Source organism: Gilliamella sp. BG3 (assembly GCF_046635605.1).
In the GTDB taxonomy this organism is placed as follows: Bacteria; Pseudomonadota; Gammaproteobacteria; order Enterobacterales; family Orbaceae; genus Gilliamella; species Gilliamella bombi.
Genome location: NZ_JBIDFE010000002.1, coordinates 26,910 through 52,161 on the forward strand (window position 1 = coordinate 26,910; position 25,252 = coordinate 52,161).

At 34.9% G+C, this 25,252-nt stretch carries 19 protein-coding genes; 17 read left to right on the plus strand and 2 right to left on the minus strand.

The features are described 5' to 3' along the window. Positions 1-5 precede the first annotated feature (5 nt). Positions 6-644: an endonuclease III gene (gene nth, locus ACGH6S_RS01085; protein ID WP_065561076.1), complete on the minus strand. Its 639-nt coding sequence runs from the start codon at positions 642-644 to the stop codon at positions 6-8. Positions 645-909: 265 nt separating this feature from the next. Between nth and putP the strand changes: the two genes are divergently transcribed. The 11 genes from putP to adk all read left to right on the plus strand — a co-directional run bounded on the left by putP (position 910) and on the right by adk (position 11,998). Continuing rightward, on the plus strand, positions 910-2,397 hold the full coding sequence (putP, locus tag ACGH6S_RS01090) for a sodium/proline symporter PutP (protein ID WP_174798832.1): 1,488 nt from the start codon (positions 910-912) through the stop codon (positions 2,395-2,397). Positions 2,398-2,453: 56 nt separating this feature from the next. After that, positions 2,454-3,725: a tyrosine--tRNA ligase gene (tyrS, locus tag ACGH6S_RS01095; protein ID WP_411578209.1), complete on the plus strand. Its 1,272-nt coding sequence runs from the start codon at positions 2,454-2,456 to the stop codon at positions 3,723-3,725. A 4-nt stretch (positions 3,726-3,729) separates the two neighbouring features. Further along, the gene (gene pdxY / locus ACGH6S_RS01100) at positions 3,730-4,596 is read left to right on the plus strand and encodes a pyridoxal kinase PdxY (RefSeq protein WP_174798833.1); all 867 of its coding nucleotides are present in this window, start codon (positions 3,730-3,732) and stop codon (positions 4,594-4,596) included. A 63-nt stretch (positions 4,597-4,659) separates the two neighbouring features. Continuing rightward, a complete protein-coding gene (locus tag ACGH6S_RS01105) occupies positions 4,660-5,103 on the plus strand; it encodes a helix-turn-helix domain-containing protein (protein WP_296299857.1) in 444 nt (147 codons plus the stop codon). An 84-nt stretch (positions 5,104-5,187) separates the two neighbouring features. Beyond that, positions 5,188-6,297, plus strand: coding sequence for a flavodoxin-dependent (E)-4-hydroxy-3-methylbut-2-enyl-diphosphate synthase (gene ispG / locus ACGH6S_RS01110; protein WP_065590198.1), 1,110 nt, complete (start codon positions 5,188-5,190; stop codon positions 6,295-6,297). 24 nt (positions 6,298-6,321) lie between these two features. Then, a complete protein-coding gene (gene hisS, locus ACGH6S_RS01115; RefSeq protein WP_411578210.1) occupies positions 6,322-7,599 on the plus strand; it encodes a histidine--tRNA ligase in 1,278 nt (425 codons plus the stop codon). An 18-nt stretch (positions 7,600-7,617) separates the two neighbouring features. Then, entirely contained in the window at positions 7,618-8,376 is a 759-nt protein-coding gene (locus ACGH6S_RS01120; protein ID WP_411578211.1) for a tetratricopeptide repeat protein, read from the plus strand. 26 nt (positions 8,377-8,402) lie between these two features. Continuing rightward, on the plus strand, positions 8,403-9,575 hold the full coding sequence (bamB, locus tag ACGH6S_RS01125) for an outer membrane protein assembly factor BamB (protein ID WP_065590195.1): 1,173 nt from the start codon (positions 8,403-8,405) through the stop codon (positions 9,573-9,575). Positions 9,576-9,594: 19 nt separating this feature from the next. Then, positions 9,595-11,061, plus strand: a complete 1,467-nt coding sequence (der, locus tag ACGH6S_RS01130) for a ribosome biogenesis GTPase Der (RefSeq protein WP_296317467.1) — start codon at positions 9,595-9,597, stop codon at positions 11,059-11,061. A 3-nt stretch (positions 11,062-11,064) separates the two neighbouring features. Further along, the gene (locus ACGH6S_RS01135; protein WP_081296711.1) at positions 11,065-11,316 is read left to right on the plus strand and encodes a zinc-ribbon domain-containing protein; all 252 of its coding nucleotides are present in this window, start codon (positions 11,065-11,067) and stop codon (positions 11,314-11,316) included. Between the two features lie 37 nt (positions 11,317-11,353). Continuing rightward, on the plus strand, positions 11,354-11,998 hold the full coding sequence (gene adk, locus ACGH6S_RS01140; protein ID WP_034913307.1) for an adenylate kinase: 645 nt from the start codon (positions 11,354-11,356) through the stop codon (positions 11,996-11,998). Positions 11,999-12,274: 276 nt separating this feature from the next. On the opposite strand, the gene ybeD is transcribed toward adk, so the two are convergent. Then, positions 12,275-12,541, minus strand: a complete 267-nt coding sequence (gene ybeD / locus ACGH6S_RS01145; protein ID WP_034913328.1) for a DUF493 family protein YbeD — start codon at positions 12,539-12,541, stop codon at positions 12,275-12,277. Between the two features lie 199 nt (positions 12,542-12,740). On the opposite strand from ybeD, the gene gss reads away from it, so the two are divergent. The 6 genes from gss (at position 12,741) to ACGH6S_RS01175 (ending at position 25,249) form a co-directional block, all read left to right on the plus strand. Then, positions 12,741-14,615 (plus strand): bifunctional glutathionylspermidine amidase/synthase, encoded by a 1,875-nt coding sequence (gene gss / locus ACGH6S_RS01150; protein ID WP_411578212.1) that lies wholly within the window; start codon positions 12,741-12,743, stop codon positions 14,613-14,615. Positions 14,616-14,900: 285 nt separating this feature from the next. Next, positions 14,901-16,448: an SrfA family protein gene (locus ACGH6S_RS01155; protein WP_411578213.1), complete on the plus strand. Its 1,548-nt coding sequence runs from the start codon at positions 14,901-14,903 to the stop codon at positions 16,446-16,448. Positions 16,449-16,457: 9 nt separating this feature from the next. Then, a complete protein-coding gene (locus ACGH6S_RS01160) occupies positions 16,458-19,484 on the plus strand; it encodes a virulence factor SrfB (protein ID WP_065609325.1) in 3,027 nt (1,008 codons plus the stop codon). Further along, positions 19,481-22,153 (plus strand): putative virulence factor, encoded by a 2,673-nt coding sequence (locus ACGH6S_RS01165; protein ID WP_411578214.1) that lies wholly within the window; start codon positions 19,481-19,483, stop codon positions 22,151-22,153. The genes ACGH6S_RS01160 and ACGH6S_RS01165 overlap by 4 nt, the downstream gene beginning before the upstream one ends. Positions 22,154-22,267: 114 nt before the next feature. Further along, positions 22,268-23,272 (plus strand): hypothetical protein, encoded by a 1,005-nt coding sequence (locus ACGH6S_RS01170; protein ID WP_085164565.1) that lies wholly within the window; start codon positions 22,268-22,270, stop codon positions 23,270-23,272. A 12-nt stretch (positions 23,273-23,284) separates the two neighbouring features. Then, the gene (locus ACGH6S_RS01175) at positions 23,285-25,249 is read left to right on the plus strand and encodes a vWA domain-containing protein (RefSeq protein ID WP_411578215.1); all 1,965 of its coding nucleotides are present in this window, start codon (positions 23,285-23,287) and stop codon (positions 25,247-25,249) included. Positions 25,250-25,252 lie beyond the last annotated feature (3 nt).

A 25,252-nucleotide genomic window follows, 5' to 3' on the forward strand; every position in this document is an offset into this window, starting at 1 on the left:
GATTTCTACTCTGGGTAAATTTTTTCTTTAAATTCGCACAAATCTTCTATAACACAGGATCCACATCTAGGCTTTCTAGCAATACAGGTATAACGGCCATGTAATATTAGCCAGTGGTGACAATTTATTTTATATTCTTTAGGTACGACTTTCAGTAATTTTTCTTCAACAACCTCTACCGTTTTACCTGGTGCAAAACCTGTACGGTTGCTTACTCTAAATATGTGTGTATCAACTGCAATGGTAGGCCAACCGAAAGCGGTGTTTAACACAACATTTGCCGTTTTACGACCAACACCCGGTAATTCAATTAGTGCATCAAAACTTTCAGGGACTTCACCCTGATATTTATCTACCAAAATTTGACATGTTTTTATAATGTTATCTGCTTTACTGTTATAAAGGCCAATGGTGCGGATGTAGCTTTTTAATTTCTCAATACCAAGAGCCAAAATTTGTTCAGCCGTATTTGCAATAGCAAACAGTGGTTTTGTGGCTTTGTTTACACTAACGTCAGTCGCTTGAGCAGAAAGTACTACTGCGATTAATAGTTCAAAAGGTGTTTCATACACTAGTTCTGTTGTTGGATCTTTAATATGATCCTTTAATCTTTCTAGAATTTGAATTCGGGTAGATTGTTTCACAAAATAATTTTATTAAAAAATAGTAAGGTGCATATTATATACTTTTATTTACTGTTTATCTGTAAGTTGCCTTTAGTTTTTTTAATATAGATGGGAACGATGAAACATACTGATTAATAATTGTAAGATATTTTTATTTTTAATGTTGTTTAGTTTTTTATTATTTGTCTATTCACATTTATACTCACTGACTTTTTAGCATAGTCATTTTATGATAAGCTAGCGTACTATTTCTTAATTTTATCAAATAAGGTTTTTTAAAGATATGCCCTTACCAATGATTGTCACCTTTGCTGTATATATTTTAGGCATGATTGCCATAGGTTTTTTTGCGTTTCGCTCAACGCAAAATTTTGGTGATTATATTTTAGGTGGGCGTCGTATCGGTAGTGTTGTGACTGCGCTTTCAGCTGGCGCATCAGATATGAGTGGTTGGCTATTAATGGGATTACCTGGTGCTGTTTTTTTGTTTGGTATTTCACAAAGTTGGATTGCAATCGGATTGATTATTGGTGCTTATTTAAATTGGCTACTCATTGCAGGACGATTACGAGTCTTTACTGAAATCAATCATAATTCATTAACTTTACCCGATTATTTTGCTCGTCGATTTGATGATAAAAGCTCACTTCTACGCATTATTTCAGCTGTCATTATTCTAATATTTTTTACCATTTATTGTGCTTCTGGTGTAGTTGCAGGCGCAAAGTTATTCGAGAGTACATTTGGTATGAGCTATGGCTGGGCGATGTTAGCGGGTGCAGGTGCAACAATTGCCTATACGTTTATCGGTGGTTTTTTAGCAGTAAGCTGGACTGATACTATTCAAGCTAGTTTAATGATGTTTGCACTTATTCTAACGCCAATTATGGTTATGGTGAATGCTGGTGGGCTTTCTGATGCATTGATATATATTGAATCGCTCAATTCAGATTATACCAATTTATTTGCTCATATGGATTTTATTGCCATTATTTCATTATTAGGTTGGGGGCTTGGATATTTTGGGCAACCTCATATTTTAGCCAGATTTATGGCTGCTGATTCACATGAAGTAATGAAAAACGCTCGACGGATTAGTATGACATGGATGATTTTGTGTTTAGCTGGCGCAATCACGGTTGGTTTTTTTGGTATCGCCTTTTTTGCTCATAATCCAGATTTATCTTACTTGATTAACGATGGTAAACATGAACGTATTTTTATCGAATTGTCGAAATTACTTTTTAATCCTTGGATTGCTGGTATTTTGTTGGCAGCTATTTTAGCTGCAGTCATGAGTACATTAAGTTGTCAGTTATTAGTTTGCTCAAGTGCTCTAACAGAAGATTTTTATCGTGCGTTTTTTAGACCAAAAGCAAAACAGAAGGAACTGGTTTGGGTTGGTCGTATAATGGTGCTATTAGTTTCAGTTATTGCTATTTTATTAGCTATTAATCCAAATAATAGTGTACTTGATTTAGTGAGTCATGCTTGGGCTGGATTTGGTGCGGCGTTTGGTCCTATAATCGTATTTTCTGTTTTTTGGTCGCGTATGACACGTAATGGAGCGCTAGCTGGAATGATAACCGGTGCCATAACTGTGTTGCTATGGATTAATTTTAATTGGTTTAATTTGTATTCGCTTATCCCTGGATTTTTATTTGCTTCTATAGCTATTATTATTTTTAGTCTTTTTGATAAAAAACCAAACGAAACAGTAGCAGATCATTTTAAACAAGCGTATAAACGTTATCACAACAAAATAAATTAGAATAAATTTTATTTAAACTAGAATATAACTGTAATAAATTTAATAGGTAAAATATCATGACAAAAAATGTGATCAAACAACTACAAGAACGTGGGCTGATTGCTCAGCTTACTGATGAAAAAGCACTAATAGAACAAATTGAACAAAATCCTATTGCGCTTTATTGTGGTTTTGATCCAACAGCAGATAGTTTGCATCTCGGTCATTTAGTTCCATTACTTTGTTTAAAACGTTTTCAGTTAGCTGGTCATAAACCTGTTGCGCTTGTAGGGGGAGCAACTGGATTAATTGGCGATCCAAGTTTTAAAGCTGTTGAACGAAAACTTAATACTGAGGAAACAGTTATTGAGTGGAGTGAAAAGATCAAACAACAAGTGTCACCATTTTTAGATTTTAATTGTGGTGAAAATTCAGCGATTGTGGCTAATAACTATGATTGGTTTAGTGGCATGAATGTACTGACATTTTTACGTGATGTTGGTAAGTATTTTTCAGTTAATGCGATGATTAATAAAGAATCAGTAAAACAACGTATAGATCGTGATGAGGTGGGTATTTCATTTACTGAATTTTCTTATAGCTTGTTACAATCTTATGATTTTGCTTGTTTGAATAAATCACATGATGTTGTTTTACAAATTGGTGGGTCTGATCAGTGGGGTAATATTACTGCAGGTATTGATTTAACCCGTCGTTTACATCAAAAACAAGTTTATGGTTTGACTGTACCGTTAATCACTAAATCCGATGGGACCAAATTTGGTAAAACTGAAAGTGGTGCCGTATGGCTAGACCCTAAGAAGACAAGTCCTTATAAATTCTATCAATTCTGGATAAATACTGCTGATGCTGATGTTTATCGATTCTTAAAATTCTTCACATTTATGCCTCTAAGTGAAATTGATGCATTGGAAGAGGAAGATAAAAATAGTGGTGTTGCACCACGAGCTCAATATGTACTTGCTGAGCAAGTTACACGCTTAGTTCATGGTGAAGAAGGATTGATCGCAGCAAAACGTATTACAGAAAGCCTATTCTCTGGTAAATTAACTGACTTGTCTGAAGCTGACTTTGAACAATTAGCTCAAGATGGTATGCCAACATTAGCTGTTGAGGAAAATGTTGATTTACAACAAGCAATTGTTAATGCGGAATTTGCACCATCAAGAGGACAAGCTAGAACGATGATTGAATCTAATGCTATTTCTGTTAATAGTGAACGTAACACTACAACTGATTATCATTTTACTGATAGCGATAAACTATATAATCGTTATACTTTACTTCGTCGTGGTAAAAAATATTACTGTTTGTTAATTTGGAGTTAATTTCATGAGAAATATTTTATCGATTCAGTCACATGTTGTATTTGGTCATGCAGGGAATAGTGCGGCTGTATTTCCTATGCGTCGAATAGGCGTAAATGTTTGGCCTTTAAACACCGTACAATTTTCTAATCATACTCAATATCGACAATGGACTGGAACGGTAATGTCTGCATCGCATTTAACCGAAATTGCTGATGGAATTAATGAAATTGATGAATTGAAACGGTGTGATGCAGTATTAAGTGGTTATATGGGATCACCTGAACAAGGTAATGCAATTATTGAAATAGTTAAAAAAGTAAAAGCTGTTAATCCTAATGCTATTTACTTTTGCGATCCTGTAATGGGACATCCTGAAAAAGGATGTTTTGTTGCACCAGGTGTTTCTGAGTTTTTATGCAATACAGCATTGCCTATGGCTGATATGATGGCACCCAATATTTTGGAACTTGAAGAGCTTAATGGAAAACAACGTATTAATAATGTTGATGAAGCAATTTTAGCTTGTCGAGAGTTATGTAAAAAAGGGCCTAAAGCGATTTTAGTTAAACATTTAAGCAGAGCTGGATATAAAATTGATCGCTTTGAAATGTTGCTTGTAACTAGCGAAGAAGCATGGCATATTGACCGACCACTAGTTGACTTTGGTGTAAGACAACCCGTTGGTGTTGGTGATATGACAAGTGGACTTTTTTTAGCTAATGTTTTACTTGGGAAATCATTGGTTGAAGCTTTAGAACATACTACTTCGGCCGTGTATGCGGTTATGCTTGAAACCTTAAAACAAGATGAATATGAATTACAATTAGTTGCAGCTCAAAATGAAATTGAAAAACCAGCACAATGGTTTAATGCAAATAAAATTGATTAATTGTAAAAATATGTAACTGTTTGTAAAGATTAAATTAGCTAACGATTAGTATTAAATGAGGGTATGATGGATAATATTTCATTAGGAGTGATGCTCGTTGATTTACGAGAACAAATGGGTTTAACTCAAGATGATATTGCCAATAAAATTCATGTGCGAAAGACAGTAATTGTTGATATCGAAAATGACCAATTACCTCACGTCCCACTTGTTTTTGTAAAAGGTTATATTCGTTCTTATGCCGAAATTGTTGGCTTATCATCAGAACACTATCAACCGTATTTCGATGAATTAACTAAACAATCTAAGTCTCAACAAAAGAAAGTTCAAACGCAAGCATTTAAAACAAAAAGAACTAGAAAAGCTCCTTTTATTTTTTGGGGAATATTTATAATTCTTTGTGCGCTTGGTGTAATTTTATATTATGCCAATAAAGATAATAAAAGTAATCTTATTGAAGTAAGTCATTATATTTCTCCAGCCTCAGCTACTCGTGTTAATAGTTAGCAAATTTTCTTATTCTCATACAGACATTTGTCTTAAATCTTGTTAAGATCATTACTAGTTATTTTGTAAAATGGTTAAGTATGTATGAGTCATCAAGATTCACCAATTGTTAGACGAGAATCTACCCGAATTTATGTCGGCAATGTTCCTATTGGTAGTGGAGCTCCGATTGCAGTTCAATCAATGACAAATACTCGAACCACAGATGTAGAAAAAACAGTAGCCCAAATTCAAGCACTTGAACGTGTTGGTGTAGATATTGTGCGTGTTTCTATACCTACAATGGATGCAGCTGAAGCTTTTAAATTTATTAAGCAGCAGGCAAAAGTTCCACTCATTGCTGATATTCATTTTGATTATCGTATTGCATTAAAAGTTGCTGAATATGGCGTTGATTGCTTAAGAATCAATCCTGGCAACATAGGTAATGAATCAAGAATTCGAGCTGTTGTTGATTGTGCTAAAGATAAAAATATCCCGATACGAATCGGCGTTAATTCTGGTTCTCTAGAAAAAGATATTCAAGAAAAGTATGGTGAACCTACACCAAAAGCGATAGTTGAATCAGCGATGCGCCATGTCGATATACTTGATCGACTTAATTTTGAGCAGTTTAAGGTCAGTGTAAAAGCATCTGATGTGTTTACTGCCGTTGATGCTTATCGATTGCTAGCTAAGCAAATAAAGCAGCCATTACATCTAGGTATAACTGAAGCAGGTGGTGTTCGAAGTGGTGCTATTAAATCGGCCATTGGATTGGGGTTATTGCTATCAGAAGGCATTGGCGATACACTTCGAGTTTCCTTAGCTGCTGATCCTACAGAAGAAGTGAAAGTTGGATTTGATATTTTAAAATCGCTGCGTATACGGTCTCGTGGCATTAATTTTATTGCCTGTCCAACCTGTTCTCGCCAAGAGTTTGATGTGATTAATACAGTCAATACATTAGAACAGCGATTAGAAGATATTATTACACCGATGGATGTATCAATTATTGGTTGTGTGGTTAACGGTCCTGGGGAGGCATTAGCTTCAACTATGGGAGTTGCTGGCGGTCATAACAAAAGTGGTTTTTATGAAGATGGTGTACGTATTGGTCGTATTGATAATGAACAAATGATTGATGAGTTAGAAGCTAGAATTCGTGCTAAAGCATTAATATTGAAAAACAGAATTGCAGCAACTGAATTATAATTTTATTAGATAGTGAATAAATAAATGACAGAGAAAAAGATCCAATCTATACGAGGGATGAACGATTTACTCCCAACAGATAGTGCAAGTTGGCAACAGATTGAAAAAATCGTTAAAGGTGTACTAAACAGTTATGGCTACAACGAAATTAGAACGCCTATTGTTGAAGATACCGCACTATTTAAGCGAGCGGTCGGAGAAATCACCGATATTGTTGAAAAAGAGATGTATACTTTCAATGATCGAAATGATGAAAGCATTACTTTACGCCCAGAAATTACTGCAGGTTGTGTTCGTGCAGGAATTGAGCACGGACTTTTTTATAATCAAGAACAACGCCTTTGGTATTTAGGACCGGCATTTCGTTACGAAAAACCACAAAAAGGGCGTTATCGTCAATTTCATCAATTTGGTGTTGAAGTCTTTGGACTTGAAGGGCCCAATATTGACGCCGAGCTGATTTTATTAACGGCTCGTTTTTGGAGAGCACTTGGTATCGAACAGCATACTTCTCTTGAACTTAATTCAATTGGTTCGCTTGAGGCTAGGGTCAACTATCGAAATGCATTAGTTACTTTTCTTGAACAATATAAAGATAAATTGGATGAAGATTGTTTACGTAGAATGTATACTAATCCGTTGCGCATACTTGATTCAAAAAATCCAGTTGTTCAAGAGCTGCTGAATCAAGCTCCAAAATTGTTTGATTATTTAGATGAGGAGTCCAAAATTCACTTCGAAAACTTATGCCGACTATTGGATAGTGCTGGGATAGAATATAATATTAATCAAAGATTAGTACGCGGTTTGGATTACTATAATCGAACAGTTTTTGAATGGGTAACTAACAGCCTAGGGGCACAGGGAACCGTTTGCGGTGGTGGACGATATGATGGTCTTGTAGGCCAACTTGGAGGAAAACCAACACCAGCAGTTGGTTTTGCAATGGGAGTTGAACGTTTAGTATTATTAGTTCAAGCGGTTAATCCATCATTTAATGGTGATAATTCGATTGATATTTATATGATCACCTCTGGTGATGAAAAAACCATTTCAGTTGCTCAAAATGTTGCAGAGCAATTGCGTGATGGTCTACCTGATTGGCGAATCATGACAAATTATGGTAGCAGTAATTTTAAGAAACAATTTACCAAAGCAGATAAATTAGGTGCTAAGATAGCAGTTATTATTGGTGAAAATGAATTAGCTAATCAGACAGTAATGATTAAAAATTTACAAACAGGCGAACAAGTTGAAGTGGCACAAGCAGATATTGTCCAAACTTGTTTGTCTATTAAGTAAAGGAAATAGGAGAAAAACGTGAGTCATCAGTTATCCAGTGAAGAACAAATTGAAGAGATAAAAGGTTTTTTTGCTAAAACATGGAAAATTATGGTTGCCATTATTGTGATTGGATTATTGGCCTTTTATGGCTGGCGTTATTGGCAATCATATAAAGTTGAAAAGGCGATAGCATCATCAGATAAGTATGAACAATTAATTGCTCAATTAGATGATAATAAACCAGATTCTGTTAATGAATTAGTATCTTTTGCTAAAAACAACGCTACTATTTATAGCGTGTTTGCTAATTTGCGTGCAGCAAAATTTTATGTTGAGGTATTAAAAGATTATCCTGAGGCACAAGCCTTGTTAGTTGATGCATTAAAGAAAGCGGATTCTGAGCCTGTTAAAGCGATTACCAATATTCGTATAGCACGCTTACAGTATCAACAAGGTCAATATCAAGAAAGCCTAACATCTTTAGGTAATGTAACTAATGAAAGTTGGGGTGCCGTAATTAATGATCTCCGAGGTGATGTGCTTGTTAAAATGACTCGTTATGCTGACGCAGTGAGTGCTTATAATGTTGCTTTGACTTCTTCACCAACTAAAGATTTAGAAGAAAGTATTAAAATGAAGTTGAACCAAGCTGAATATTTAAAAGCAAAACAAGAAGTTGAACAAGAAGTTTTAGCTACTAAAGAAAAGGCAGAAAAAGAGGCTCAAGCAGCCAAAGAAAAAGCAGAGCAAGAAGCTAAAGCGAAGCAAGCTGCATCTGAAGAAAGTAAAAATTAATTTATCCTGCTATAAGGGTCTATACAATGAAGTTATCAAAATATCTTTTTGTTGGTGTTTTTGTTTTTTCACTAGCTGGGTGTTCTTTATTCGGTAAAGAAGATGAGATTGTACAAATTGCACCGTCACCGAAAGTAGATAATCAATTTTCTATTCAACAAGTATGGAAAAATAGTACTGCTGGTAATACTCATATTTATTCATTATTAGGTCCGATTAATTATGATAATGCTATCTATGTAGCGAGTCGTAGTGGACAAGTTAAGGCAATTGATTTATCAAGTGGTAATACTATATGGGATGTCAATTTATCTAAAAGTACACTTTTCAGTAGTAAAACTGCACTATTTTCAGGTGGTGTAAGTGCTGATGATAAATATGTCTATGTAGGTAGTGAACGTGCCATTGTCTATGCGTTAGATCGTCTCAATGGTAGAGTTGTTTGGGAAAAAGCAGTGAAAGGGGAAGTACTTGCCCGCCCGGTATCTTCTGATAACAAATTAATAATTCATACTGCTAATGGTGTTCTTCAAGGTATTAATCGTGACACTGGTGATTATTTGTGGGATGTTTCCTTCGAAGTTCCAACATTATCAATAAGAGGTAACTCTACACCCACTATCGCTCATGGTGCAGCAATCGTTGGTGATGATAATGGTCGAGTAAATGCTTACTATATTAATGATGGCCAATTAATTTGGCAACAACGCATTTCACAGCCATCAGGCTCTACAGAAATAGCAAAATTAAATGATGTTGATTCTACTCCGGTAGTTGAAGGTAATTTAGTCTATTCTGTTGGTTATAATGGTAGTGTTGTTGCGCTTGATTTAAGTAATGGTCAAACTGTTTGGCGTAAAGTACTTGGATCTATTCATAGCTTTGCTGTTGATACCGATAGATTGTTTGTTATTGATCAGGATGACAATGTTCGGGCCATCGCTAAGAGTGGTGGCGGAGAACTTTGGACTCAGTCAAACTTTACTCATCGTTTGTTAACTGATCCTGTCATCTACCAGAATTATGTCGTGTTTGGTGATTTTGAAGGTTACCTATATTGGTTAAATGCTGAAAACGGTGAACTTGTTGCTAAAACACAAGTGAGTAGTAGCGGATTAATATCTAAACCATTAGTTGTAAGCAATAAGTTAATTGTCCAAGCTAAAAATGGTGATATTTACGCCTTTACAAAGAATTAAAGTAATCTAGAGAAGAAACATGGTACCTGTTGTAGCGCTTGTTGGTCGTCCAAATGTTGGAAAGTCGACTCTATTTAATCGGTTAACACGAACTCGAGATGCCTTAGTGGCTGACTTTCCTGGATTAACTCGTGATCGTAAATATGGAAGAGCTGAGATCAAGGGCCATGAATATATCTTGATTGATACTGGTGGTATTGATGGAACAGAAGATGGGGTTGAAAGCTTTATGGCTGAACAATCCCTACAAGCAATAGAAGAAGCTGATATTGTTCTTTTCTTGGTTGATGCTAGAGCTGGTACAATGCCAGCTGATCATGCTATTGCAAAACATCTCCGTTCTCGCGATAAAGCTACTTTTTTAGTAGCCAATAAAATTGATGGTATTGATGTCGATACTGCGATTTCTGATTTTTATGGTTTAGGATTGGGAGAAATTCACCCAATTGCAGCTAGTCATGGTCGTGGCGTAAGTTCATTAATTGAAACTGTATTAGATCCTATTTTCCAGTTCGATAATAACGAAGATAATAACTCGGATGATAATCAACAATTAGATAATCTAACTGAATTATGTGATGATTTTGTTGATGAAACAGAATCATTAATCAATCAACCTATCAAAGTTGCTATTGTTGGCCGACCAAATGTTGGTAAGTCAACACTAACTAATCGAATTTTAGGTGAAGAGCGAGTTGTTGTATATGATATGCCAGGGACAACTCGAGACAGTATCTATATACCAATGAATCGAGATGAACGTGAATATATCTTGATTGATACGGCTGGTGTACGTAAACGAGGAAAAGTTACTGAAACAGTTGAAAAATTTTCAGTTATTAAAACGTTACAAGCAATTGAAGATGCTAATGTAGTTATTTTAGTTATTGATGCCAGAGAAGGTGTATCCGATCAAGACTTATCATTGCTTGGTTTTATTATTAATAGTGGGCGCTCACTTGTGATAGCCGTTAATAAATGGGATGGTTTATCACAAGATATCAAAGAGCAAGTTAAAACGACATTAGATGATAGATTAGATTTTATTGATTTTGCTCGTGTGCACTTTATTTCTGCGTTGCATGGTAGTGGTGTTGGTAACTTATTTGATTCGATTCAAGAAGCATATGATTGTGCAACACGTCGTGTTAATACCGCATTATTAACCAAGATTATGCAAATGGCACAAGATGACCATCAGCCGCCTTTAGTTCGAGGACGACGTGTTAAACTGAAATATGCACATGCTGGTGGTTATAATCCACCAATTGTTGTGATTCATGGTAACCAAGTAGAAGATCTACCAGATTCTTATAAACGTTATTTGATGAACTATTTTAGACGATCACTAAAAATCATGGGATCACCAATTCGAATTCAGTTTAAAGAAGGGGCTAACCCATTCGAAGGTAGAAAAAATACTTTAACTGCATCACAGCAACGTAAACGTCGTCGATTAATGAAGCATGTAAGAGGGCGAAACTAATTTATGTCAGGAAAATTAATGAATGATTCAGGGAAAGAAGGCCTTTGTCCAAAGTGTCATCATAAAATGAGTGTTGTTTCGCCACAGAATTTTAATTGTCCTCATTGTAAGCAACATTATCTTGAACAGTATATTTGCCCAACTTGTTTGCAAAAAGCTCAAATGATCAAAGGTTGTGGAGCGGTTAACTATATTTGCCCAACTGATGGTTTAATATCCAGCAGTAAGGTGATATTTCATTATCTACCAGAATAGAAGCTTTATTTATATTAAAGCTATAAGAGGTTATTTTATGAGAATTATTTTATTAGGAGCACCAGGAGCTGGAAAGGGAACACAAGCACAATTTATTATGCAAAAATATGGTATTCCTCAAATTTCAACTGGTGATATGTTGCGAGCAGCAGTAAAAGCTGGTAGTCCACTTGGTTTACAAGCTAAGGAGTTAATGGATGCCGGTAAGCTAGTTACCGATGAACTCGTTATTGCATTAGTTAAAGAACGTATTGCACAAAGCGATTGTGCTAATGGCTTTTTGCTAGATGGCTTCCCTCGCACGGTTCCACAAGCAGATGCAATGAAAACAGCTGGCATAAATGTTGACTATGTGCTTGAATTTGATGTACCAGACGCAGTGATTATTGATCGTATGAGTGGGCGACGAATTCATGCTCCTTCAGGTCGTGTTTATCACATTCGCCATAATCCACCAAAGGTTGAAAATGTTGATGATGTGACTGGTGAACCACTTACTATTCGCAAAGATGATAACGAAGAAATCGTTCGTAAACGCCTTGTTGAATATCACGATTTGACTAAACCACTAATTAGTTATTATCAGCATGAAGCCAAAGAAGGGCGGACACAATATTTCCGTATTGATGGAACGCAAGCTGTAACTGAAGTAACAAAAGAATTAGTGAAAATTTTAGGATAATTTGTTTTTTATTAAAAGCGCAAGGCAGTTAACACTATCTTGCGCTTTATCATCTTGAATGAATTTATGTTACTGCTTATACAATACTAATTTGAATATCTTAATAAAATACATTGATTCTATAATATTTTCTAATTAATTCTTTTGTTGTAATAAAGATGAATATTCACTAAAAATCATTCAGGTAGGGCATTGATTTTATTGAATTTTTTATTGTATAGCAGAAAGCCTTATCTATACCGATAAAACTTTCAATTTTTAGCAAAAAGTAAAACACTATAAAACCATTCTTACAATATCGATTTCACCTAATTCTTTATAAAGATTTTCGACCTGATCGATATGCGTTGCATTAATGGTAATTGATACAGAATGATAATTACCTTTACTACTAGGTTTGATTGATGGCGTATAATCGCCAGGAGCATGGCGTTGAATCACTGATACCACTTTGTCTACAAGCTCTGGTTTTGCTTCTCCCATTACTTTATAGGTAAAAGAGCATGGAAACTCTAATAACTCATTTAATTTAGTTTTTTGCATAATTTTATTTTTCTCGTTTATTTGGTTCGATGTATCGTTACGACTACCAAGAATAAACACTATATATAGGCAGTTTACTATTCTTCAAGTAACGAATAATAAACATTGCTTTTTAAAGTATATATTTTGATCTATGATAGAAAATTATAACATAGTGTAATTAACGTATCTTGCTATTTACTAATAAGGCTAAAATAACATGTCATCTAAGTCCAATAATAAAGAACCTTTTGGTACATTATTAGGGTATGCGCCAGGTGGCGTTGCCATTTATTCATCTGATTATGAAACTTTAGATCAAAAACAATACCCTAATGATGCATCTTTTCGTAGCTATTCTGGTTATGAATATATGGGATATAAATGGCAATGCGTTGAATTTGCAAGGCGATTTTTATTTTTAAACTATGGTATTGTTTTTACAGATGTTGGTATGGCGCATGAAATTTTTTCACTACGTTTTCTAAGGAAAGTTGTTAATGAAGCGATTTTACCTTTGCAAGCTTTTGCAAACGGAAGCAAAAAAAAGCCCGAGGCTGGTGCGTTACTTGTTTGGGATGATGGTGGTTTTTTTGACCGTACAGGTCATGTGGCGATCATTACTGAAGTATTTAAAGATAAAGTACGGATAGCAGAACAAAATGTCATACATAAGCGTTTACCAATTGGGCAGCAATGGACTCGTGAACTTAAAATGACAGTGACCAGTGACGGTTACCAATTACATGACTCGTTTGATGATACGAAAATCTTAGGGTGGATGATTCAAACTGACAAGACTGAATATAGTTTACCGCAACCTAAAATTCCTAAACCGTTACTTGAAATTCATAGCGCGCATATTGAAAACCAAGGTCAATTTGATAAAAATTGGTTAAATGAATCAGATCCATTAGAAAGTGCGTATGTTTCAGCGACAGGTCATGCTATTAGTCATGATGATCACTATCGCTATTTCACTATTTCTGAAAGTGCCGAACAAGAGCTTATTCGCGCAACCAATGAATTACATTTAATGTATTTGCATGCCACAGATAAAGTATTAAAGGACGATAATTTATTACTTAATTTTAATATCCCAGAAATATTATGGCCAAGATTAAGACTTTCATGGCAGCAGCGCCGTTACCAAATGATTACTGGGCGGTTAGATTTTTGTATGGATGAACGAGGCTTTAAAGTCTATGAATATAATGCTGATTCTGCTTCTTGCCATACTGAGGCAGGTCATATTTTGCAAAAATGGGCTATTCAAGCTGGACTGAATATAGGAACCAATCCTAGTAGTGGTTTGCTTAATTCTTTAGCTAACTGTTGGAAGCATAGTGATGCTCAATCTTTTGTTCATATTATGCAAGATAATGATAGTGAAGAAAATTATCATGCATTATTTATGCAAACAGCACTTACTCAAGCGGGATTTAATAGCAAAATTTTACGAGGGCTTACTGGACTAAGATGGGATAAACGTGGTCGACTTGTTGATGATGAAGATCGCCAAGTAACTTGTGTTTGGAAGACATGGGCTTGGGAAACAGTATTAGAGCAACTTCGAGAAGAAAGCGAGGCACAAATTGCAGGGTTACCAATTCGTACATGGCATCCTGAAAATTCAGTCAGATTGCTCGATGTGTTTTTACGACCGGAAGTCTCCGTTTTCGAACCACTGTGGACGGTTATTCCAAGTAATAAAGCTATTTTACCCGTATTATGGTCCTTATTTCCTAATCATCGTTACCTATTAGAGTCTACTTTTGAACTCAATGAAAGCCTAATTAAAAAAGGTTATGCAATAAAACCAATAGCTGGACGCCGTGGTAGTGATATTCAATTAGTAAATAATCAAGAACAGATCCTTGATAAAACAGTAGGACGATTTGCTAAACAAGAAAATATTTACCAAGAACTATGGTGCTTACCGAAAGTCGAAGATCGTTATCTACAGTTATGTACTTTTACTGTTGGTGGACATTATGGTGGGACTTGCTTACGCTCCGATCCTTCTTTAGTTATAAAAGGTGAAAGCGATATGCAACCATTACGAGTATTAACAGATGATGAGTTCTTAAAATAATTTTGTAAAAAACTTTCAGGAAAGTATATGTTTTAGTATAAAAGTTAAGCTCATCAATGGTATCGCAATTATGATTAAAGTTATTATAATTCAATTGATTATTTAATTTTTTATAATCTGTATTAATTCTGCCATTTATGACATAATCTATTAAAAGATATGTTTAAAATTCAGAATATCCATGATGATATCAATTACAATAATGGCGTTTTCTGTTAAACTTGTCATAATTTTAAAAAGAAATTATAAGAAATAAAAATGATATAAAGGAATGAAAAGAAATATATGGCAAATACATTACTTCGAAGTGGTGATATTAAAGATTTCAAAATGCTTGGGCATGATGGAAAAGCTGCTTATTTAGTCGCAGCTCAAATTCGGGAAACGTTTAGAGTTAAATTAGGCAAACAATTTGCCGATTATTTAGCCATTCCTCAACGCAATGACCAAGGTAATATTATTGATTGGTATATTCCTTTTGATTCAAATCAACCAGATGGGCAATATGATATAGTCCCTTGGACATCGGCTAGTGAATCCGAACAAGAATCCGCCCTTAAGCTTTTAAAGGAATTTGAGCGAAAAGTTGTGGCTCTAGGTGAGCAACTAGCTAGTAACCCAAATATTAAAGGCGATCAGCTATTGTTCAGCCGCCTTATTTATGATCCAAAACACAATTCACAAAGTCTAGAACCTAACTTGATGGCAATACGCTTTCCTAGTAATCAATTTGTTTATATTGTTAATGGTAAACCAGTGATTACTTTTTGGGGGTTTGTTTATCCACAAACGCCTCAAGTAAATTCTCCATTCTATTGTTTAGAGCCTACAAAAAAAGTAACGCCAACAATCACAGAAGTAGTTACTCCACAAATTAATAATAGACCATGGTGGAAACGTTGGTGGGTATGGTTGTTAGGGTTATTACCTTTATTGTTACTTTTGTTAGCATTGTTTTTATTACGCGGCTGTTGGCTAAAACCTCAAATATCGATTAACCCGAATGTATCTTTAGATAATAGTAATATTAGCCAACCAGAAAAAGATGAAAAACAAGATAGAAAAGATCCAGAGCCAAAAAATGTTGTCGTTGATAATCGATTAGGTGTCACCAATAACGCTATACCAAATGGTACGATTTTAGACAATGCAAATAATATTCCTACCAATAGCAACGTGGCTGGTGATTCAGTTGATCATTCTTTACCTACAGACAATGGAAATGATAGTAATAATATTCCAGATCCTGATGCTAAAGATAATAAAAGCGAGCAAGATGCGGCAAGAACGGATGATAAAGATGACAAATCTACCCCTTTAGATCCTGATAAAAAAGATGATGCAAATATCCAAAATGATCAAAGCGAGCAAGATAAACAAGATAAAGATAGTGCTGAGCAGACATCTTCGCCATCGGATAAAGATAATAAATCAGATTCTAATTCAGCTGTTGATCAAACTAATCATTTAGCTATGCCAGCTGATGCAATTAAACAAGGATCGACAAAATTCTTAAATGGTCAATGGTCTGTAAATGGTGGTATTCAAGATAAAGCCACTGGTAAACCATTACAATTAAGTTATAACTTTAATGATGGGAATGGCGAAGTCACTGTAACACGTAGTGATGGTGTCAAATGTACAGGTAATGTGGGTACAAACATTAAAAATGCCAATTTAGATATATCGGGTAACACTGAGGCTGTTTGTAGTGACAATACCAAATATCAATTACCAAAGATTCAATGTACACCAGACAAAAATAATAATGCTAATTGTCAGGGAATTTATAATAATGGGACTTCATTCCCAATAACAATGAAAAAACAATAAAGGTTGTATATGCTTCCAGAATTACGCAATTATGGTCAAGAAGTGACACTTATTATGAATAGCGGTATTCAGTTTCTTGACTTTGCACTTAAAATCGATTGGAAAGATAATGAATGGCGCAGTAAAGTTAATGGGTGCTTTATTGATCCCTCTGAGAGTGGTGCGCTAATTAGGTTGGTTGAAGATGTGGAAAGTGGTCAATTTTTTACACCAGATAATCCCACATTTGCTGTTAATCCAACACAGGAAATTAGTGTTGAACAGTCCTTAAAACTATACGATGGCATTTGGTTACCAGTTCCTATGTTACGTTCAATACCTTCAAATCGTTTTGATAAAGGGCCACATAACTGGAGCCGAGTTCGAATCGTTAGTATTCCTGAAGGTGAAGATCCTGATGGTAATACACATCGAATCACTTTTGCTTTTGATACAAAAGTATTTGCTAACTTACAAGATGTTGCTTATCTTGCGCCAACCGAAAACGATGTGATGACTGGTGCAGTATTTAGTTTAGCACATCGCTCAGATCACGTTTCATGGTATTTAGAACTCAAATGGATAACCAGTTGGTTAATTGATCTCTTTCAAGAACTTGCGCCACAACCTGAACGTTTAAAGATACATAAAGATGATATTAATAAAGAGATTAAAAATAAATCTTATTATGCGCATTACCTAAATATCATCCACTTACTTGCCGACTCCTTGCAATTGCCAACAATTAAAATTGTGTCAAACAATAAAGATGATGTTGTTAAATCAATTCCTGTTGATATGATTTTAGATGTGGGTAATTCACGCACTTGTGGCATTTTAATTGAAGATCATGCCCAAGATAAAGATAGTTTAAATCATCGTTATGAGCTTGAAATTCGAGACTTAACCCAACCAGAGCATATTTACAATGAACCGTTTGAAAGCCGAGTAGAATTTGCCCAAACTTTTTTCGGTAAAGAACATTTTTCATTACAAAGCGGTCGACGAGATACATTCCGATGGCCAAGTATTGTCCGTGTAGGCCAAGAGGCAAGTCGGCTTGCAAGTCGGCGAGAGGGTAATGAAGGTGCAACGGGTCTTTCAAGCCCTAAACGCTATTTATGGGATCAAGATAAATATGAGCAAGGTTGGCGTTTTAATTCTCATTATGTAAAAAGTGATCATGAACCATTTGCAACAGCAGAACCTTTTTCAAGCTTAATTAATGAATACGGTGAAGCATTACATATTTTAAGTAATGATATTGAAGAAGAGTATGACCGTAAAATGCCGGTTTTCCACCCCAAATACTCACGTAGTTCTTTGATGACTTTTATGTTATGTGAAGTATTAATGCATGCATTAATGCAAATGAATAGTGTTGCTCAGCGTAATAAACTTGAGCATGCTAAAACTCCACGTAATTTACGATCTATTATTTTAACTATTCCGCCAGCTATGCCAAAACCAGAACAAGCAATATTTAAAAGTTGCGTATATCAAGCAATAGGTTTGGTTTGGAAAAGCCTTGGTTGGGATAGTTCAGATAAAAATATTGATTTCAATAATCCAGAACAACTAAAAAGTGTATGGCCAAATATCCCTGAAGTGTATATTCAATGGGACGAGGCGACTTGCGGGCAAGTGGTTTACCTCTTTAACGAGACACAAAATAATTATAATGGGCGCAGTGAAGAATTTATTGCTTCAATGGTACGTCCAGGTAAAGCTAATAAACAGAAACTAACTATTGCAACAGTTGATATTGGTGGCGGCACAACAGATTTAGTGATTAACGATTACCAATTAGATTATGGTGTAAGTGGTCAAACCAACAGTAGTAATGCTTATATTGTACCAACGCAACGTTTTCGTGATGGATTCAAAGTTGCAGGTGATGATATTTTACTTGATATCATTCAAGATACCGTTCTAACCGCTTTAACAAATGGTCTAAAACAAGCTGGAATTGCAGATCCAAACCCAATTTTATCTACTATTATTGGTTCACAACAACTATCTATCCAAGATGCGGTATTGCGCCAACAACTCACTTTACAGTTATTTACACCGGTTGGATTACAAATATTAAAAGCGTATGAACTTTATGATCCATTACATTCAGAGCAACATGATTATCGTTCTACCTTTGGCGAATTATTACAACATAATACTATGACTGACAATGTGCTTAATTTTATAAATGAACCTATTAGGCGCGCATTAAATAACCCTGAGTTTTCGGTACTTGATTTAAGTATCGATATTAACCTTAAACGTATACATTATTTGTTTATTCGTGGTGATTATTACAACATCTGTAAAACGTTTGATGCATTATCCGAAATTATTAGTTGTTATCAGTGTGATGTTCTTTTATTAACTGGTCGCCCTTCTCGATTACCGGGAATTCAAAGTTATTTCCGATCACGCTTATCTATGCCTGCAGGGCGAATTTTGCCTTTACATGGTTATCATACTGGTGGTTGGTATCCTTTTCATAAACAAGAACGCATTGATGATCCTAAAACAACGGCTGCTGTGGGTGCTATGCTTTGTTTTTTAAGTAAAAATTTACGATTACCTAATTTCTATTTTAGATCTTCTAATATGGATTTATATTCAACAGTTAAATACATTGGACTTTTAGATAATCTTAATATGATTAAAAAAGAAAATGTTTATTATCAAGATATTGACTTAGATAATCCTGATTATGATTTCCCTGATCTCTCATTTGAAATTAGAGGCACCACAAGACTTGGTTTTAGGCAACTCGAAGTTGAAAGGTGGCCAGCATCGCCTATTTATATTTTAACAATTGAAAATAGTGAAGTGGCCAAGCGATTAAGTGCTGAAGGCGTCGTATTAGAAGTTACTCTCGGCATAAAAAACAAACAAAAAACGGTCGAAAATTTTTATATTAAGGATGTAAAAGCCTCTGATGGGCGAGCCTGCAATAAAAATCAGGACATTAAACTAAGTTTAAATACAATGGTTAACTCTGGTTTAATAAGTACGCAATATTGGCTTGATAGTGGAATGATAAAACGATGAAAAACTTAAATGAACAACTTCCTAAATCTTGGGAACAGGTCTATCAAGCATCAGCAAAGGCCATTGAGTGGGTAGATCAAACACGCCATTCATCTAAACGTTTAGATAGTGAAGCAGATAATTTAATTTTAGATTTACGTCGTTTACGTAATAGTGCAAAACGATTGGGTGATGTATCAACTAAGTCTGTTGCAGTTGGTTTTTTTGGATTATCACAGGCAGGTAAATCGTACCTTATTTCAGCGCTAGCTGCGGGTGAAAATGGTAAGCTTGAAACGGTTGTTGATAACGAAGTTTTAGACTTTATTGATCATGTAAACCCTGTAGGTAGTGGTAAAGAAGCGACAGGTCTTGTTACTCGTTTTAGCCGTATTGCTAAAGGTGGTATAGCTAACTATCCGTTAGAATTAAAATTATTTAAAGAGATAGAAATTGTAAAAATCTTAATAAATGCCTATTTTAAAGATTTTGACCAACAAAAAGTATCCAATAAAATTGAGTTTTCACAGCTAAATCAGTTGATTCAACGGTTAGAAAATAAAAAACAAATAAGCTATGTTGGCGGTATTATTGAAGATGATGTTGTTGATCTTTATGATTATTTATCTGAGAACTTCGGTAACTCGCTTGAAGGTTTGAAAGGGGGATATTGGGAAAAAGCAACGCACCTTCTTCCTTATTTGCCTGTATCTGATCGTGGTGAACTGATTTCTGTTTTATGGGGTGGTATTTCTGAACTCACCACAATCTATACCCAACTAGCGACGACCTTATCAAGTTTTAGTCATGCTGAAACGGTATATGCGCCGCTTTCTGTCTTAATCAAAGATAATAACGGTACTAAGTCACAAATTGACAGTATTATGAATGTTGATATTCTTGAGCGATTAAATACCGACAAAGATTCATCTGTCACTATAACGCCATTAAATGGCGCACCAACAACTATATCTTTAGCTCAATTGGCTTTTTTAACTGCCGAATTAATTTTTCCATTAGTCAATAAAACCAGAGTACCAACATTTGAAAATGTAGATTTACTTGATTTTCCTGGATACCGAGGCCGTCTAAACTTGATATCGATTTCTGATGTTAAAGAAGGTAATCCAATTGCTCAGCTTTTATTGCGTGGTAAAGTTGCTTATCTTTTTGAAAAATATACTGACAGCCAGGAAATGAATGTGCTAGTTGTTTGTACACCATCAGATAAACAATCTGATGTTAATGATGTAGGTCCAGTACTTGAGCGCTGGATTGATAAAACCCAAGGTGAAACAGCTGAAAAAAGAGCTACTAAAAAGCCGGGATTATTATGGGCAATAACCATGTTTGATAAACGCATTGGCACATCATTAACACTATCTGAAGATAATTTAAAAAATAGCTGGGGCAAAGGAGGTTTGTTACAACAAACTATCTTAGAACGTTTTGGTAGTTATGATTGGTTAAGTAATTGGTCGAACAATCACAAATTTAATAATATTTTTCTAGTTCGAAAACCAGGATTTGATGTGCCATTTTTAAATGTCGAACCGAGCACTAGCCAAGAGATTGATTATAGAGAAAATTATCAAGATAAAATGAATGTATTAAAAAATACATTTGTGCAAAATAGTGATATTAAAGAATATGTGTTCCAGCCAGAAGAAGCATGGGATGCCATGTTAAAACTTAATGATGGCGGTATAGGCCGAATTAGCCAATACTTGGAGCAAGTTGCCATTACGGAAGTAAAACAACAACGTATTGTTGAACAACTTAATGAGAAAATTGATTACATTATTAATATGCGTTTTGATACTTGGTATCAAGCGGATAGTGATGAAGAGCTAGTTAAGAAAAAGCAAGTAATTGCTGATGCAGTTAAAGAATTGCAAAGTAAAGCACTATTATTAGGTGAACTACTTAAAGTGTTTGAATTACCAGATCAAACAATTAGAGCACTTTATCATTCCAATACAATAGAAAATGAAACACAGCAAGATAGCAATGATAATTTGTTAGATAATTTATCGAATGATTTTGGTTTAAATGCTGATTTCGAGTTATTTTCTGATGAGAATTCACCATTGACCACTAAACAAGTTGCCACATTACCAACCGAATCAAAGTTTGCCAAAACTGTTTTTTCGGCATGGTTAGAGCATTTAAGGAATATTGTATTAGATAAGCATATTTTACAGTTTTTTGGTATCAATCAAAAATCACTCTCTTTTATTGTAGAAGAACTTATTACTGCAGCTAATCGAATGAAACTTGAAGCAAGTTTAACCGAACATATTTTGAATAACGAAAATACTGGTAGTAAGCGTGATGATCTAGAATCTAGACAAATTAGTACTATTCACACTTTACTAGCCGATTTTATTGCATGGCTTGGTTTTATTCAAGGGCAGGGAAATGATATACCAATGAGTAAAGTTAATCAGGGGAAACCGATATTTTCTTCACCGCTAAGTGAATTGAATGTTCAATCATCACATTCATTACCGAAACTGGACGATAAAACTAAAAATTATTCCCAGTATGCGATATTTGATTGGTTTGTTGCATTTGCAATGCTTGCGCAAGAAAATGTGGGGCACCATGCAGGACGAGAAATTAGTCAAGAACAAAATAGCCGATTGGGTGAAATTCTTAATTTTTTCAAACAATCGCAGATTAATTAAAATTAAATAAAAAATAGAGTAATAGGGAAGTCTTATTTGAGTTGAAAATGTTTCCCTATTCAATAGATCGGATGAATAATACTCGCGTATTTGAGTATAAAAATAGAGGATATCATGGCATTAAGAATTGAATTAGATAGTTATAAACCCGGTATTGCGAAGTTTTTAGCTCAAAAATGGAGTGGTAGTTCTCAAATTGATATACTTGTACAACGCAATCAGGATGGCTATTACTTATCTGGTTTGAATCAATGGAACCCCGAAAAAAATTGGCATACTCTTGAAAATATGTCAGTTGAAAATGAAAAATTAACGGGATACGTTGGTGAATGGTTGGTCGACTCTTTGGTGACACAAGAAAGTCAGCTCCGATTTCTTATACAAATTCGTGATAAGCAAAATCAAAGTTATGTTGATGGTGGTGTTGTTAGTATTGCAGAAACTGTTTTTGCCTCAACAGCATTAAACGCACAAACAACTTTATCTAATGAAGAACAAGTTATAGAACATCCTGAGCCAGTTAATGATCCTATTGTTGAAGATGAACCGCCATTAATTGAAGAATCTAATATTACCTCTCAAAAGGAAACATTAGTCGAACCTATTGAAACGGAGTCAGAATCTGGAATAACTCCTGAGGAACCAGTTAAATCAAAAAGTCGCCTAGGGCTAATTGTTTCTATTGTTGTTGGATGTATGATACTAATTGGACTAGGTCTTGCGGCGTGGTATTTTTTATTTTTCCAAAAACAATTACAACCTACTCCCACAGTGGAAGTTAGTGAACAATGTAGTTTAAGCAACATTTCTACTGATGATTTAACATTTATTCAACAATGTTTACAGACTAAACCTGAAACGGGAGCAATTATTCAGATAATTACTGAAGCTAAAAAAGCAGGAAAATGTAATATAGCTCAGCGTTTATATGCAAATCAAGCACAAACAAATGCTAACATTGCTATGCTATATGCAAAAGAGTATGACGAAAAATTTTATGAAGTGAATAATTGTTTTGAAGCTGATAAAGAAACGGCTATTTATTGGTATGAAACATCTTTGACTAACGATCCAAAGAATACATTCGTTAAAGATCGTTTAACCCAATTACAAAAATAGTGAGGAGCAAGAATGAATAAGCTAGCTATCTCAAAACTGATTTCCACAATAGGTTTAACATGTTTACCATTAATTGGTTTTGCCGCAGAGCCACTTAAGCAGGTAGGTAAAAAAACGCTATATCAGCGTGTACTAAGTACGCCAACATGCGAATTAAAAAGTAATATTGCTGATCCTACTGGTAAATCTTTACCTGCATTTTCACGTTATTATGTTTATGATCGCAAAAATCAGAATAATCAGCAATGGCTTAATGTAGGACCAGATTCTTATGGAAAAACTATTGGTTGGATTAATGATTCATGTACTATTGCTTGGAATATGCAAATGACATTAGTTTTTACTAATCCAGTTGATCGTGATCCTTTGCTATTTTTCAAGGATAAGGCTGCATTGACTGCGATTGTTGATGCCGATAAACCTGAAACTTTATTAAAACCTATTCGTGAAGCTCTAAAAGCGAATAAAGCAGCTCCAGAAGTGCTTGCTCAAGAACCTAAAGAGTTTGTAGATTTTAAAAGTAATTTCTATTTATTACCTATTTTGCAAGGTGAAGAAGTAATGAATGGGCGAGGGTTTTATGAGCGAGTGCTAGAGGTCGCATCAGTAAGTAAACAAGAATCATTGATAAAAAATAACCCAAAGCAAAACACTGCTCAAACTGCTGATGATAGTGCAAATCAAGTAGTACCTTTTAAAGCCGCTATTGTGTTTGTTATTGATTCAACTATTTCTATGGATCCTTATATTTCAAGAACTAAAGAAGCGGTAACGCGAGTTTATCAGCATATTGAAAAAGAAAAGCTACAAGAACAAGTAAAATTCGGATTGATATCATTCCGCTCAAGCTTAAAAGCATCGGATAAGCTCGAATTTGTTACCAAGATTTTTGCCGACCCAAATAAAGTTAAGGATAAAGAAGACTTTAAAAAGTTAAGTGCTTCACTTAAACAAGCTTCTGTTTCTACCTCGTATTTTGCGGAAGATTCTTATGCGGGCATTGCTCAAGCATTAAATGATATTAATTGGAATAGTTTTGGCGCACGTTATATGATTTTAATAACAGATGCTAGTGCGATTCCGGGGGATGATAAGCTTTCTAGTACTGGCATGGATGCAGCGCAATTAAGGCTAGAAGCTCAGCATAAAGGAGTTGCCATTTATGCACTACATTTAAAAACGCCAAGTGGTGCAAAAGATCACCAAGTAGCGGCAGCACAATATTCAGACTTAACTTATAACGATTTCATTCATAAATCACTTTATTACCCAGTTAATGCTGGTGATGTTAATGAATTTGGTAAAAAAGTAGATTTATTAGCGCAAGCACTATCTGAACAAGTCAAACTAGCATATAGAGGTGAAGCTTCTGTTGGTAATGCTCTAAATGCAAAAGATGATAACTCTGATATGTTAAAAGATGCATTGTTATTAAGTAAGGCAATGCAACTTGCTTATTTAGGGGATGTAAAAGGTACTAAAGCACCGTCAGTTTTTAAGGCTTGGATTGCCGATAAAGATTTTGTTAAACCAACTATACCAACAGCAGAGCCACGTATATTATTAACAAAATCACAACTGAGTGATCTGAGTGATGTTGTTAGCAAAATTGCAAATGCAGCTAATGATGGATTGATTTCTGCCGATGATATGTTTTCGCAACTTCGCTCTGTTGCTGCCGCAATGGGGCAAGATCCAAGTAAATTAAAATCAGATTCTGTCACAAAAATTGCAGATTTGGGTTTACTTGGTGAATATTTAGATAATATCCCTTATAAGAGCGATGTAACGGGGCTTGATCAAGATACATGGAAAAGTATGAGTGGGCTTGAACAAGAAAAATTTATTCGTAATTTAAATAGTAAAATTCGCTATTATCAAAAATGTAATGCAGATGTAGATCGTTGGATTTCATTAGCTGAAGGTAGCGATCCGCGTGAGAATGTGTATCCTATACCATTAGAAATGTTGCCATAAAGT